Below are 14261 nucleotides of genomic sequence, written 5' to 3'. Positions count from 1 at the left end.
GTGTTGAATTTTTTATAGTTGACAAAAATAATAATTTCTGAATTTAGAACGGATAATTAATTCCAATATTTATAACCGACTTGTCAAAGCGCATGTCTTTAAGCCATCTGCGGTTTTCTTCATTAGCCGGATTATAGGTCTTGAAGCCGAAATCCAAACGGCCCACAAAGAACGTAAAGTCATAACGAATACCAGCTCCCGTTCCTAAAGCCAGATCTTTAAGGGATTGAAATCCATTGAAAGTAAAACGCTCGTCCGTTACGTTATCAAATACGTTCCAGATATTCCCAACGTCTGCAAAAATACCTCCGTTCCATTTTCCGGTAATGTTGAAACGGTATTCGGTGCTGAAGGCAATTTTCATGTTGGCCTCGTTAAAGTCGTTGATTCCGCCGCTGCTTCCCGGTCCTAAGCCGTACGATTGCCACGCCCGGTTGTCGTTGGAGCCTCCTCCGAAATAACTTCGTGAGAAAGGAATATTGTCTGAATTGCCATAAGGAATCGCGATTCCGAAAAATCCGCGCATGGCCATTACCGTGCGTTTTCCTAAATCCCAGTGTTTAATGAAATCAAATTCGGTTTTTACATATTGGGAATACTCTACGTCCAGAAAAGTCTTCTTTCCGTTTTGGTTTAACGATTCGTTATTGATTTTGGAAAGCAAAGACAAAACATTGCCGGCTGATTCTATTTTAGTCTTGAAAATAGAGAACGTATTGTCTAGTAAATCTGTTTTTGTTGATTTGGTAAAGGTATAGCTCGAGGCAAAAATAAGGTTGTTTTCTGTTAAACGTTTTCTGCGCTCTTCAATGCTTCGGATGGTTTTGTATTCATTGGTTTCCGGGGTTAAAACCGTATTGCCGCTTAGAACATCATTGATGAAATAATTGGCACCACCTTCTGCAATGGTTAAATTTCCTAAAGCATCCAGATAAGCAGGATTGGTGTTGTAAATCAGGGCTAAATCGTTAAGGTTGTTGTAAGAGGAATGATAAACGCCAAAATAATTGTTTGGGTTTAGGTTTCGAACATACTGTACGTTGAAAAGGTCAAATCGTGCCGAATTGCTTTTCTTTGGGAACCAGTTATAACTCAGCATTCCGGTAAAATTCTCTTTATCCAGACCGATATTTTGCTGGCGGGAAATACCGAAACTCGCAATGGTGTTCGGGAACATGATTTTAGGAATCAAACGTTCGGTTTTCAGTGGGAAGAAAATTCGGGGGAAAGTAAGTTTTAAATCGGCACCGTATTCGGAAATGTTAAAGAAAACATTACTCGGATTGGCCAATTCTGAGGAAGACCCAATATTTCCACGGGTGGAAACCTCTAAGATTTCCGCTCCTCTGAAAACATTACGAATGGATAACGACATGCTTCCTGCGATACCAAAATCCTGTATGTTGGAATGCATGAAATCGGCTGAAACATTAAATAAAAATTTCTTACGCTGGGTCAGGTAGATGTTTGTAATTAAAGAAGTTCCGGTGCTGTCGCGCTTATCTTCAACATATTCGATTGAAGGGTAGTTGAATACCTTTAGGTTAGTGATTGCTTTTGAAGTCAGTAATCTTCTGGAATCACTAAATTTACTTCCTTTAGTAATAAAAACGGCATCGGTAAGCGCTTTTGGACGGTAATTTAATTTATCGGAACTGTATAAATTAAAATTATTGTAAGTCGTGCTGTCGGCGATTTTCTGTTTGTTTCTGCTTGAAGTGTTGTCGGTAAAGATGTTTACTTCACTGATTTTGTATAGTTTGAAAGGAACCGTAGTTAATGAATCACCGTTTTTAACTGTTTGATTGCTAATGATTACATCAACATTTGCTTTGTAATTACGGCTCAAAGTATCGATGTCATAAGAAATGTTGGTTTCCTGAAAACGATAAGCACCATTGTTTCTGAAATAGGTTGAAATTCTTTTTCTCTCGTCTATAAAATCTTTGGAATCGTATTGTTTGCCTGACTTTATAAGTGAGAGGTTTTTGTTGCTTTGGTATAAGGAATCCAGTGCAGGAGTTTCTATGGATGCTGAAATACTGTCTACAATAAAAGGTTTTCCGGTATTGATAAAATAAGTGACTTTACCTCGTTTGTTGGGTAAAGTATCTATTTTGTGCGTTACTTTAGTATGGAAAAATCCTTTGTTAAAGTAATAAGCTAAAAAGCGGTTTTTTGTTTTTTTGTTTTTATTCTCGTCAATGATTACCGGAGCTTCTCCAGTTTTTTTTAGAAAATTACTGAAGCCGGAAACAAAAAACGATTTTCCTAAACGCTGTACTTGTTTTTCAGAGAGAAAACCTGCTAAATTCTTGTGGCGGTTGGGTTTGCGATCGAGCCAAACATGATAAGAGGAGTCCGGGTTTCTGCGCGCCATATTATAAAGGTGCAGGCGAAGCGGGAATCCTAATAAAAGAGTACTGTTGGGTTTTTGATACAACTGATTCACGAGAATTTCCTCGTCGTTCTTTTTATCATTGACCATGATGTCTGCTTTTTTTAGCAGATGCTTCCCTTCCGGAACCTTTTTTACAAGCGAACAGGAGTATAAAATTGCACCTAATAGAAATAATAGTGCTATTTTTGATGAATTATTTTTCAAATTGAATACTAAAAGTAGGTCAAAAATACGTTTTTTTAGAAAATGCTTAGTAAAAACCAGACAAAATTAATAACGAGTTTACAGCAAAAAAAGTACCGAAAATTGCACGGGCTGTTTTTGGCCGAAGGAATTAAGGTGATCCAAGAGCTTTTGCACTCCAATTTTGAGCTTTTTCATTTGTATGTGACCGAAACTATTTTTGAAGAAGTTCCTAAAGAAAAGCGAACTCTGGTTTCCGATTCCGATTTGAAAAAAATAAGCGCACTTACCACGGCAAACAATTGTTTGGCATTATTTAAAACTCCTGAAGTACTGCCTGTTGAGCAAAAAGGGATTGTTGTTGCTTTAGACGATATACGTGATCCGGGGAATTTGGGAACTATTTTGCGTTTGTGCGATTGGTTCGGAATTAACCATGTGGTTTGTTCTTTGGAAACTGTCGATGTTTTTAATCCCAAAGTAGTACAGGCGACTATGGGTTCCCTTACTAGGGTAAATGTGGTTTATACGGATTTGAATAAATTTCTTGAAAAGACCAAATTACCGGTTTACGGAACTTTTATGGATGGTGAAAACATCTATAAATCGGAACTTCCAGAAAATGCCTTAATCGTTATGGGTAATGAGGCAAACGGTATTTCTTCTGAAATTGAAAAATTATCCACAAACAGAATTGCAATACCCCGTTTTGGTAATTTACAGCAAACCGAAAGTTTAAATGTAGCTACGGCTACGGCTATAATTCTGAGTGAATTCCGAAGAACTTCTTAATGGAAGGCAAAGTTGATGAGAATCGCTCTGGTTTTCATTGAAGCTACATTTCCGGTCCAAGGGCTATTCGGGTTGTTGTCACGGATTAATTCGTCGCCAATTCCGAAAACCCCGCGAATGGAGGGTGAGAATTTGAAGTATTCAAAATACAGGTCAATTCCAAAGCCGGCTTCGTAATTAGCAGTCATTTTTTTCATTCGAAAGCGTTCGTTGTAGTTGTCGTCTTTTGCGTTGGCGTTACTTCCCAAGTTCATTGAATAGGAATAACCTCCTACTAAATAAGGACGAACGTTGCCAATGCGTTTAGAGGAGAACTTCAGCAATAATGGCAAATGGATATAAGTTGATTTCACTTCTCTTAATCGATCGAATTCATCGGTTATGTTAGGGTAGGTAAGATTGCGTTGTGCGTAATATAAACCCGGTTCGAAGCGTAAATCCAAGTATTCCATTAAACGTAAGTTTCCAATCAGTCCAACGTTAAAACCTGTTGTGGTTTGTACCTCTATGTCTTTATCTACATTATGGTAGTCGAATTTAAAATCGTAGGAGTTGAATCCTAGGAAATACCCCCAGTGTACGCGCTGTTTGTCAAAATTTTCCAAATTGATGATTGGGTCTTTGGCAAACATGCTAAGGCCTTTCTGCGCGAAGCTGTTAACGGTAATAAGCATTAATGCTAAAACAAATACTTTCTTCATATTATTTTTTTGAAGCCGAATAAATTGTTGCTACTCCAAAAGTTTGAGGCAGGTCTTTTACATCTATAAACCCAACTTTTCGCAAAATATTGTTTAACGCTTCTCCATAAGGAAAATGGGAGGCCGATTCAGAAAGATACGAATAGGCAACTTTATCTTTGGAAAACAGCCTGCCAATTAAAGGAAGGATGTTTTTAGTGTATAAATTATACCCTTGTTTAAACGGAAATTTTGTAGGAACGGAAGTTTCCAGAATTACAAAACGACCGTTGGGTTTTAAAACACGCAAAATTTCGGAAAGCCCTAATTCCAGGTCTTCAAAGTTGCGCACGCCAAAGGCTACGGTAATCGCATCGAAATAGTTGTCTTCAAAAGGGATTTTTTCAGAATCTCCCAATACCATTTCAATTTTGCTTTCCAGATGTTTTTGGGCTACTTTTTGTTTTCCGATTTCAAGCATTCCGGCAGAAATATCAAGACCGATAATTTTTTCAGCATTTGTGTTAGCCATTAGGATCGCCAAATCACCGGTTCCGGTTGCAATATCCAGTATGTTTTTTGGGTTTTTGCTTTCGATGAGCTTCAAAACATTTTTACGCCATTTTACATCTATGCCAAAAGAAATGACCCTGTTCAGGTTGTCGTAATTGCCGGATATGTTGTCGAACATTTGTGTAACCTGTTCTTTTTTACCCAGTTTTGAGGCTTTATAGGGTGTAATGTTGTCGTTCATCGATAAAATTAATTTGTACAAAGATAATACATTCTTTATCATATCCATCTTGCGAAATAATTGTAAATTTATTTCACAATGATGTAAGTTCTAACACATACTGAAAAAGAAAAAACTATTTGTATCACTAAATTTAGTGAGGAAAAAATACAAGATTTTGGCGATTGTTTAGTGTTGTGATTCGTTGCAATTTTACAATCTGGTTACAAACATGCTGAATATGTTGTCAAAACATTTGTTATCGGAACTTAAATGGGTATTACTGGCACTGGTAATCTCATTGGTTCTTGTGGAAAGTGTCAACAACAGTTCATTAATGGTGGCTGTTGGTTCAGGGGTGCCGCAAACGTTCTTTGGGTTAAATTTGTTTTTGGAAATTTTAGTTTTTTTTGTCTTTAGTACTTTTGTGGTATTTGGTATTAAGGGCTTTTTTGAGATGTATTCTCAGAAATTCGCAAACGTGGTACTGTTCATTTCAGGACTGTTGCTCATGGTTGTGATTTTTATTTTATGTTTTCAGGTACTTTCCCTTGAATAATTCGATAGTAAGTTTGATACATTTTTAGTTTGTTAGTTGAAACATCCCGGTAATTTTTTATCGGGATGTTTTTCATTTAGGCCTTTTTGTAAGTTAAAAAAGTAAAGTCAAAAGCGTGTTTTTCGTCTTTCGGATGGTATTCTTCAAAAACCAAATTCCATTTTTCAGTATCAATTTCAGGAAAAAACACATCGGCTTCGGGTGAGGTGTGAACCCTTGTTAACTCAATCATTTCTGCAATTTCCATTGATTGCCTGTAAATTTCTCCGCCTCCGATGATGAACACATCTTCGTTTTTAGGACAGACTTCTATTGCTTTTTCAAGTGAATTTACAAGGATACAGCCTTCAGTGGCGGTATAGTTTTTTTGTCGCGAAATAATTACATGAGTGCGGTTGGGAAGTGGCTTTGGGAAGCTTTCAAAAGTTTTCCTTCCCATAATAATGTAATGTCCGGTCGTTAGTTGTTTGAAGCGTTTGAAGTCGTCGGGCAAATGCCAAATCAAGTCGTTGTCTTTTCCTAAAGCATTATTTTCTGCTGCGGCAGCAATTAGTGTAATCATTTATGAAGTAATGTTGTTTTTTTGATTGAAGTCTTTTTCAATTTGTTCCAGTTTGCGCTCCTGTTTTAAAATGAGTTTGTCGATTTGTGCGCGTTCCCATTTCTTGTTCATGAAGCTGTCGGTAATAAACACCCGGATAAAATGCAATACAAAAATAAACCCCCAAATCGTAATTCCCCATAAATACCAGTTGGTTTCAGGTTTCACATTGAGTAGTTTGTTGGCAATAATCATAAAGATACTCCCTACAAAAAACAATACAAAATGAAAGTACAATCGTTTTTTTTGTTTCAAACGAAGTCGTGCATACTCATAGAGTTCGTGCTGATTGATTTCCATAAATAAAGTATTACGGAATTAAAGATAAAGAAATTTCTTTTAACTTACACTGCAACCTGACCTTTAATGTGCGGATGCGGATCATAATCCACCAAAGTGAAATCTTCAAATTTGAAATCGAAAATATTTTTTATTTCGGAATTCAGAATCATTTTTGGGAGTGGCTTCGGGTCGCGTGATAATTGTAATTCCAGCTGTTCGATGTGATTGTTGTAGATGTGGGCATCCCCAAAAGTATGGATAAACTCTCCCGGTTGCAAATCACAAACCTGAGCAATCATCAACGTAAATAAAGCATACGAAGCAATGTTGAAAGGAACGCCTAAAAAGATGTCCGCACTTCTTTGGTACAATTGGCAGGATAATTTTCCGTTGGCTACATAAAATTGAAAGAAAGCATGGCAAGGAGGTAAAGCGGCTTTTCCGTTGGCTACGTTTTCCGAAAAGGATTTTTTATCGTCCGGCAAAACTGATGGATTCCAAGCGGAAACCAGCATTCTTCTGCTGTTTGGGTTTTTTTTCAGGGTTTCGATGAGTTCTTTGATCTGGTCAATTTCTTCGCCGTTCCAATTCCTCCATTGGTAACCGTATACAGGGCCTAAATCACCATTTTCATCGGCCCATTCGTCCCATATCTTAACGCCGTTTTCTTTTAAATAAGCGATGTTGGTGTCGCCTTTCAAAAACCAAAGCAATTCGTAAATTATAGATTTTAAATGCAGTTTTTTGGTGGTTACCATTGGAAACCCTTCGTTTAAATCAAAACGCATCTGGTAGCCGAAAATGCTTTTGGTTCCGGTTCCGGTGCGGTCGCCTTTTTGGTTGCCATTTTCTAAAACGTGCTTTACTAAATCTAAATATTGTTTCATGATACGACTGGTTTGTATGCTAAGATAAGAAAGTGCAAGTTATAAAATTTATCAAGACAAAATGAGGGTGCGGAATTTGTTTTTAGCCAAGTTATTGACATAAAAAAACCGTTTCTTTTTGGAAACGGCTCTTGAAATATTAAGTTTTTTAGCTTTCTCTTTTTGAGATTTCGTCGCGGATTTTGGCCGCCTTTTCGTAGTCTTCATTCTGAACTGCTGTTTCCAAAAGTTCGTACAATTCAGCTAATGTATATTGAGTGTAAGACTCGCCGGTTACTTTTTCTTCGCCAACCAAACCAAAAGTTTCAGGGCTGGTAAGCGGATCGTCGCTTTCTTCTGTGTTTTTTCCTTCTTCCGGATTCACTTTTAAGTAAATTCCGGCTTTGTCCAAAATGTTTTTATAAGTAAAAATAGGAGCGTTGAAACGTAAAGCCAAAGCAATCGCATCCGAAGTTCTTGCGTCAATAATTTCCTCGATACGATCTCTTTCGCAAATGATGCTTGAGAAGAAAACACCGTCTACAAGTTTGTGAATGATAACTTGCTTTACAACGATGTCAAACCTATCGGCGAAATTTTTAAATAAATCGTGGGTTAAAGGTCTTGGCGGCCGAATTTCCTTTTCCAAAGCAATGGCAATGGACTGGGCTTCGAAAGCGCCAATAACGATTGGGAGTTTTCGTTCACCATCCACTTCATTTAAAATCAAGGCGTAAGCTCCGTTTTGTGTTTGGCTGTAAGAGATTCCTTTTATAGTAAGTTTTACTAAGCTCATAGTTGTATTAATAAACAAAGGCTGTCTAAACAAAGATACGAACTATCTCCAATTCAGACAGCCTTTTTATAGGCACAAATTAAGTAAAAATATTAATGTTGTGCCGCTTTGAAAGCTTTTAATTTTTCAATTAGGACAGGAAGTACTTGAAAAGCATCTCCTACAACTCCGTAATCGGCAACTTTAAAGAAAGGAGCTTCCGGATCGGAATTGATTACTAATTTCACTTTAGAGGAGTTGATTCCCGCAATGTGTTGGATCGCTCCGGAAATACCTACTGCAATGTATAGGTTGGCAGCTACAGGTTTTCCAGTTTGTCCTACGTGCTCACTGTGAGGTCTCCAGCCTAAATCGGAAACTGGTTTTGAAGCGGCAGTTGCAGCACCAAGTACGGCGGCCAATTCTTCAATCATTCCCCAGTTCTCCGGTCCTTTCATACCACGACCTCCAGAAACTACGATTTCTGCATCAGCAATGGTAACTTTTCCGGTTACTTTTTCTACTGATTCTACTTTTACAGAGAAATCAGCATCGTTTAAAGATGGCGTAAAATCTTCTTCTGCTAATGAAGAGTCAGCTTCGATTAAACCGAATGAGTTTTTACCAATTCCTAAAACTTTTACATCAGTAGTGATTTCTGTAATGTTGAAAGCTTTATTAGAGAAAGCGTTTCTTTTTACAGTAAATGGAGAGGTGCTTTCCGGTAAAGCGATCACGTTGGAAGCATAACCAGCATTTAGTCCTACAGCTACAAGTGGAGCTAAGTACAAAGAATCTGTAGTAGAAGATAAGATAACTACTTTTGTTCCTTCTTTCTGAGCAGCTTGTTTGATTACGTCTGCATAGGCTTTAGCATTGAAAGCACCTAATTTATCGTTGGTTACTTTTAATACTTTGTCTACTCCGTATTTTGATAATCCAGAAACATCACCAGCGTTTACTGTAACTGCAGTTACGGTTGTTCCCATTTTTTCAGCAACTTTTTTAGCATAAGAAGCCAACTCGAAAGCTACTTTTTTAAATTTTCCTTCTGCGGATTCCGCGTATATTAAAATTGACATAATTTCTATTATTTTGAATGTTGAATTTTAAATTTTAAATGATTTTCGAATAATTCATCATTTAGAATTCAAAATTTAAAATTAGATTACCTTAGCTTCGTTATGTAATAAGTTGATCAATTCGTCAAGGTTGTCCGGGCTAACCAATTTTACTGCAGATTTAGCCGCTGGTTTCTCGAATTTTACTGCTTTGGTGTTGTTGTCTGCTGCAACTGGTTCTAGAACGGTTAAAACTTTTGTTCTCGCAGTCATGATTCCTCTCATGTTAGGGATGCGTAAGTCTTTCTCTTCAACGATACCTTTTTGACCTCCAATAACTAATGGTAAGTTTGCTGAAATGGTTTCTTTACCACCATCGATTTCCCTAACTACCTTTGCAGCTGTACCGTTCACATCTAAACCGATACAAGAGTTCACGAAATCAGCCCCTGTTAAGGCAGCTAACATTCCCGGAACCATTCCTCCGTTATAATCTAAAGATTCTTTACCTGCGATTACTAAATCGTAAGCGCCTTGTTTTACTACTTCGGCTAATTGTTTTGCAACGAAGAAACCGTCAGTAGGGTTAGCGTTTACACGGATAGCTTCGTCAGCACCGATTGCCAAAGCTTTTCTTAAAGTAGCTTCTGCATCAGCACCACCAACGTTTACAACAGTAACGTTAGCCCCTTGTTGTTCTTTGAACCAGATAGCTCTTGTTAAACCAAATTCGTCATTAGGGTTGATTACATATTGTACACCGTTTGTGTCAAACTCAGTATCACCGTTAATGAAATTAATTTTTGAAGTAGTATCAGGCACGTGGCTGATGCAAACTAATATTTTCATTGTTATAAAATTATAATGTTGATTATCTTTTCGGGCTACGAATTTAAGGAATTAATTTCAATAATTTACTATGCGTGCATAATAAATACGATTTTATCAATAAACGAAGGTTTTTCTTTAATGTTCGGCAAAACAAGGGGTTAAAAATAAGGTTTGCGTAAATTTTGTGCAAGATCTTGGTTGTTTTCTGAAAAGAGTTAGAGGAAAAACCTCTTGTAATTAATCATAAATACCAAATAATTTGTGTTATACTATAATATATGTGCCATAACTGATTTAAAATTTTTATTTTTGCCTTTCAATAATTTTTGGATAAAGAAAAATACATGAGAACGATACAATTTAGAGAAGCGGTTTGTGAGGCAATGAGCGAAGAAATGCGTCGCGATGAATCAGTATATTTAATGGGTGAAGAAGTTGCGGAATATAATGGTGCTTACAAAGCCTCAAAAGGAATGTTAGATGAATTCGGTCCAAAACGAGTAATCGACACGCCAATTGCAGAGCTAGGTTTTGCAGGGATTGCAGTAGGTTCAGCAATGAACGGTTGCCGTCCAATTGTAGAATTTATGACCTTCAATTTCTCGCTTGTAGGTATTGATCAAATCATCAACAACGCAGCTAAAATGCGTCAGATGTCTGCCGGACAATTCCCTATGCCAATGGTGTTCCGTGGGCCCACGGCTTCTGCAGGACAGTTAGCAGCCACGCACTCTCAGGCGTTCGAGAACTGGTTTGCCAATACTCCGGGATTAAAAGTGGTTGTTCCTTCAAATCCGTACGATGCAAAAGGGTTGTTGAAATCGGCTATCCGTGACAACGATCCGGTAATCTTCATGGAATCAGAGCAAATGTATGGTGATAAAGGAGAAGTGCCTGATGGAGAATATACAATTCCTTTAGGTGTTGCCGATATCAAAAGAGAAGGAAAAGATGTGACGATTGTGTCTTTCGGAAAAATCATTAAAGAAGCTTATATCGCTGCTGATGAATTGGCAAAAGAAGGTATTTCTTGTGAAATTATCGACTTAAGAACTGTTCGTCCTATGGATTATGATACAATTTTAACATCCGTTAAAAAAACTAATAGATTAGTCGTGTTGGAAGAAGCTTGGCCTTTCGCTTCAGTGGCTTCTGAAATTACTTATATGGTTCAGGAAAAAGCTTTCGATTATTTGGATGCGCCTGTACAAAGAATTACTACTGCAGACACACCGGCTCCATATTCGCCAACCTTACTAAAAGAGTGGTTGCCTAATGCAAACGATGTTGTTAAGGCAGTAAAAAAAGTGATGTACAAATAATCTGAAAAAAACATTTATATTTGAACTTCATCAGCGTTAAAGTTGATGAAGTTTTTTTTTGTCCTTATGAAGAAATTATTCCTGTTTATAACGATTTTGTTTTCTGTTTTTACGGCTTTGGCACAAACTAAAGTGGGTGGAACCATTTATGATGAGAGTAACCAGCCGATGGGTTACGCCAATGTGTATTTTAAAGGTTCAACCGAAGGAATAGTTTCCGACGAGAATGGTCATTTTTACCTGCAGTCCGACAAGACGTATAAAACTTTGGTAGCTTCTTTTGTAGGATATAAAGCTGTGGAAGTGGCAATAACACAATCGGTTATGATGGATCTTAAAATCACTATTAAGCCCGATAATCAATTGCAGGAAGTGAAAGTGTACGCCGGAAAAACTTCCAAAAAGAATAATCCGGCCATCGATATTCTTCGTAAAATCTGGGAGCGAAAACGCAAGAACGGACTCAATATGTTCGATCAGTACCAATACGACAAATACGAAAAAATCGAGTTTGATTTGAACTCCATCGACAGCGCGTTTAAGGCCAACAAGATTTTTAAGGGTATGGAATTTATTTGGGACCGAATCGATACCTCGCGCGTTACCGGAAAAGCATTCCTTCCGATTTTTATCAATGAAAACATAAGCGAAGTTTACGGTGATAACGCCAAAGGGAAAAAGAAAGAAATTACTAAGGCCAGTAAAAATTCAGGCTTAGGTCAAGGTGATGGAGTAAGTACTTTTATCAAAGATTTGTATGCCGACTACGATATTTACAACAACTACCTTAAGTTTTTTGACAAGGATTTTGTGAGCCCGCTTTCCCGCACCGGAATCAATGTGTATAACTATGTTTTGGCCGACAGTGCCTTTATTGATAACAAATGGTGTTTCAACATTATTTATTATCCGAGAAGAAAAAACGAACTTACTTTTAAAGGGGATTTCTGGGTAAATGATTCCACGTTTGCTATCAAGAAAATCAACTTGGAAGCCAGTAAAAGTGCCAATATCAACTGGGTGAAGGAAATTTATATTGAGCAGGAATTTGAGGTTTTGAACGATTCGGTGTTTTTGCTCAAGCGCGATCACATGATGTCCGATTTCAGTTTTTCCAAAAAAGAAAAATCAAAAGGGGTTTATGGAAAAAGAACCACATTATATAAAAACCATCAGTTCAATATTCCTAAAGACGATAAGTTTTATAAACAGGAAGTGGATGCTTATGATAGTGACGTGTATAATAAATCCGATGAATTCTGGAACGAAAACCGCTTCGAAAACCTGAATAAAAACGAGAAGAGCATTTACGGGTTGTTGGATACCCTGAATACAATTCCGAAGTTTAAACGGATATACAATATCGCGACCATTTTGGCCAGCGGTTACATTGAGATTCCGAAATTAAAAATGGATTACGGACCGATTTTCTCGTCCTACGGATTTAATAATGTAGAAGGCGTGCGTTTGCGCGCCGGAGGAAGAACCTATTTTGGACCGAATGATACTTGGAGACTGGAAGGATATACGGCGTATGGTTTCCGTGATACACAATTCAAATATGGTTTGTCAGGAAAAGTGTTGTTGAACAAGAAAAACCGCTTGATCCTTTCGGGTGGAAACCGCAGGGATATTGAGCAATTAGGGGTAAGTTTAACTTCCACCAACGATGTTCTGGGAAGAAGTTTCGCCTCCAGTACGTTGTTTTCCAGTGGGAATAACGACAAACTTTCCTCGATTAATTTATCGATGCTTTCCCTTCAGATGGAGCCGATCAAAAACTTGACCTTTCAAACCGGGCTAACTTATCGAACGTTAAAATCGGCTTGGGATCGTTTCAGTCTTAATTATTATGATCAAAACGGAGTAGTGCAGAGTCAGGTAAAACAATCCGAGGTTAATTTCATGGTCGATTATACGCCGAAGCGTAAAACAATCGGGCATGGAGTGGAACGCCAATTGGTGGACTATAATTTTCCAAGGGTTTTCATTAACTACAGTCACGGGATGAAAGGGGTTTTGGATAGCGATTTTAATTATCAGAAAGTGCAGTTCTATTACCGTCATCCCATCTTGATTGGAGGTTTTGGAAGGTTGTTTCCAACCTTTGAAACCGGTAAAATCTTCGGAAAAGTGCCTTTAGGATTAATGGGTGTAATTCCTGGAAATCAATCCTATTTTCAAATTGAGAACACCTACAACTTAATGAATTACTACGAATTTGTGTCCGATCAATATACTTCCCTGCATTTGGAACATCATTTTAACGGGCGTTTGTTCTCAAGAGTTCCGCTGTTAAGAAAGTTGAATTGGCGTGAAATTATTGGCGTAAAAGGGGTTTACGGTTCGGTTTCCGATGAAAATAAAGCGATTAATGCTTCCGGTTTAACCTATCGTGCGCCTACCAATGGATATTGGGAATACCATGCGGGAATCGGGAACATCTTCAAGTGTTTCCGTCTGGATTTCTGTTGGAGAGGAAGTTATCTGAATTTGCCCGATGCCAACAAATTTGGTGTTAAAGGCTCTTTCGGATTCTATTTCTAATGGAACAGGGCATCGATTTGCTTTTGCAGAAAGAGGAAAAATTCCAATTCATTCACAAAATGTATGGACGGCCACCTATTGTTACTCGTTCGGTTGGTTTTGAAACTTTATGTTTGCTTATTTTGGAGCAGCAGGTTTCGATTGATTCTGCTAAGGCAACTTTTTTAAAACTGAAAAACTCCATCCCGAATTTTACTCCGGAATCTGTTTTAGAATTTTCTGCGGAAGAATTTCGTGCCTGTGGTGTTAGTAGGCAGAAGACCGTTTATTTAAAGGCGCTTTCTCATGCAATTGTAGAAAAACACTTGGACATTGAAAGTCTTGCAAAAAAAGATGCGCAAACCGTTCGGGAAGAACTGATCAAAATTAAAGGAATCGGTCATTGGACTATAGATGTTTATCTGATGTTTTGTTTACAGTCTCCCGATATTATTCCGTTGGGAGATATTGCAGTGGTAAATACCATCAAAGAACTTTTCGATATCCATGACAAAGAAAAGATGGCGGATTATGCTGAAAAATGGAAACCGCATCGATCGGTGGCAACGTTTTTCTTATGGCATTATTACCTACAGAAACGCGGAAGGAAAAATCCGTATTAATCTAAAGTCAATATATTGCTAAATCT

General features: G+C 37.7%; 14 protein-coding genes. 5 read left to right on the top strand and 9 right to left on the bottom strand.

Annotated elements, in window-relative coordinates; translation table 11 throughout:
- Positions 1-43: 43 nt before the first annotated feature.
- The gene (locus tag LZZ90_RS00355) at positions 44-2605 is read right to left on the bottom strand and encodes a BamA/TamA family outer membrane protein (protein ID WP_237788698.1); all 2562 of its coding nucleotides are present in this window, start codon (positions 2603-2605) and stop codon (positions 44-46) included.
- A gap of 42 nt (positions 2606-2647) precedes the next feature.
- Between LZZ90_RS00355 and LZZ90_RS00350 the strand changes: the two genes are divergently transcribed.
- Positions 2648-3376 (top strand): RNA methyltransferase, encoded by a 729-nt coding sequence (locus tag LZZ90_RS00350; protein WP_237788697.1) that lies wholly within the window; start codon positions 2648-2650, stop codon positions 3374-3376.
- On the opposite strand, the gene LZZ90_RS00345 is transcribed toward LZZ90_RS00350, so the two are convergent.
- Complete coding sequence (locus tag LZZ90_RS00345; protein ID WP_237788696.1) at positions 3373-4077, bottom strand: porin family protein; 705 nt, start codon at positions 4075-4077, stop codon at positions 3373-3375. The genes LZZ90_RS00350 and LZZ90_RS00345 overlap by 4 nt on opposite strands.
- Before the next feature lies 1 nt (position 4078).
- Positions 4079-4810, bottom strand: a complete 732-nt coding sequence (gene ubiE, locus LZZ90_RS00340; protein WP_237788695.1) for a bifunctional demethylmenaquinone methyltransferase/2-methoxy-6-polyprenyl-1,4-benzoquinol methylase UbiE — start codon at positions 4808-4810, stop codon at positions 4079-4081.
- A 220-nt stretch (positions 4811-5030) separates the two neighbouring features.
- On the opposite strand from ubiE, the gene LZZ90_RS00335 reads away from it, so the two are divergent.
- Positions 5031-5348: a hypothetical protein gene (locus LZZ90_RS00335; RefSeq protein ID WP_237788694.1), complete on the top strand. Its 318-nt coding sequence runs from the start codon at positions 5031-5033 to the stop codon at positions 5346-5348.
- Positions 5349-5424: 76 nt separating this feature from the next.
- On the opposite strand, the gene LZZ90_RS00330 is transcribed toward LZZ90_RS00335, so the two are convergent.
- The 6 genes from LZZ90_RS00330 to LZZ90_RS00305 all read right to left on the bottom strand — a co-directional run bounded on the left by LZZ90_RS00330 (position 5425) and on the right by LZZ90_RS00305 (position 9782).
- Positions 5425-5910: a dihydrofolate reductase gene (locus LZZ90_RS00330; RefSeq protein WP_237788693.1), complete on the bottom strand. Its 486-nt coding sequence runs from the start codon at positions 5908-5910 to the stop codon at positions 5425-5427.
- Positions 5911-6249 (bottom strand): 2TM domain-containing protein, encoded by a 339-nt coding sequence (locus LZZ90_RS00325; protein WP_237788692.1) that lies wholly within the window; start codon positions 6247-6249, stop codon positions 5911-5913.
- Positions 6250-6293: 44 nt separating this feature from the next.
- Entirely contained in the window at positions 6294-7118 is an 825-nt protein-coding gene (locus LZZ90_RS00320; RefSeq protein ID WP_237788691.1) for a thymidylate synthase, read from the bottom strand.
- A gap of 148 nt (positions 7119-7266) precedes the next feature.
- On the bottom strand, positions 7267-7893 hold the full coding sequence (locus LZZ90_RS00315) for a bifunctional nuclease family protein (protein ID WP_237788690.1): 627 nt from the start codon (positions 7891-7893) through the stop codon (positions 7267-7269).
- 92 nt (positions 7894-7985) lie between these two features.
- Positions 7986-8954 carry an electron transfer flavoprotein subunit alpha/FixB family protein gene (locus LZZ90_RS00310; RefSeq protein WP_237788689.1) on the bottom strand — a complete coding sequence of 323 codons (969 nt, stop codon included), beginning with the start codon at positions 8952-8954 and terminating at the stop codon, positions 7986-7988.
- A gap of 81 nt (positions 8955-9035) precedes the next feature.
- Positions 9036-9782: an electron transfer flavoprotein subunit beta/FixA family protein gene (locus LZZ90_RS00305; RefSeq protein WP_237788688.1), complete on the bottom strand. Its 747-nt coding sequence runs from the start codon at positions 9780-9782 to the stop codon at positions 9036-9038.
- Positions 9783-10108: 326 nt separating this feature from the next.
- Between LZZ90_RS00305 and LZZ90_RS00300 the strand changes: the two genes are divergently transcribed.
- The 3 genes from LZZ90_RS00300 (at position 10109) to LZZ90_RS00290 (ending at position 14235) form a co-directional block, all read left to right on the top strand.
- Positions 10109-11086 (top strand): pyruvate dehydrogenase complex E1 component subunit beta, encoded by a 978-nt coding sequence (locus tag LZZ90_RS00300; RefSeq protein WP_237788687.1) that lies wholly within the window; start codon positions 10109-10111, stop codon positions 11084-11086.
- A gap of 66 nt (positions 11087-11152) precedes the next feature.
- A complete protein-coding gene (locus LZZ90_RS00295; RefSeq protein WP_237788686.1) occupies positions 11153-13633 on the top strand; it encodes a DUF5686 and carboxypeptidase-like regulatory domain-containing protein in 2481 nt (826 codons plus the stop codon).
- Positions 13633-14235 (top strand): DNA-3-methyladenine glycosylase, encoded by a 603-nt coding sequence (locus LZZ90_RS00290; RefSeq protein ID WP_237788685.1) that lies wholly within the window; start codon positions 13633-13635, stop codon positions 14233-14235. The genes LZZ90_RS00295 and LZZ90_RS00290 overlap by 1 nt, the downstream gene beginning before the upstream one ends.
- The last annotated feature ends 26 nt before the right edge of the window (positions 14236-14261 follow it).

This window comes from Flavobacterium sp. SM15, assembly GCF_022012335.1.
GTDB lineage: Bacteria > Bacteroidota > Bacteroidia > Flavobacteriales > Flavobacteriaceae > Flavobacterium.
Note: the sequence above shows the minus strand (reverse complement) of the source record. Positions and strands in the feature narration are given on the sequence as shown.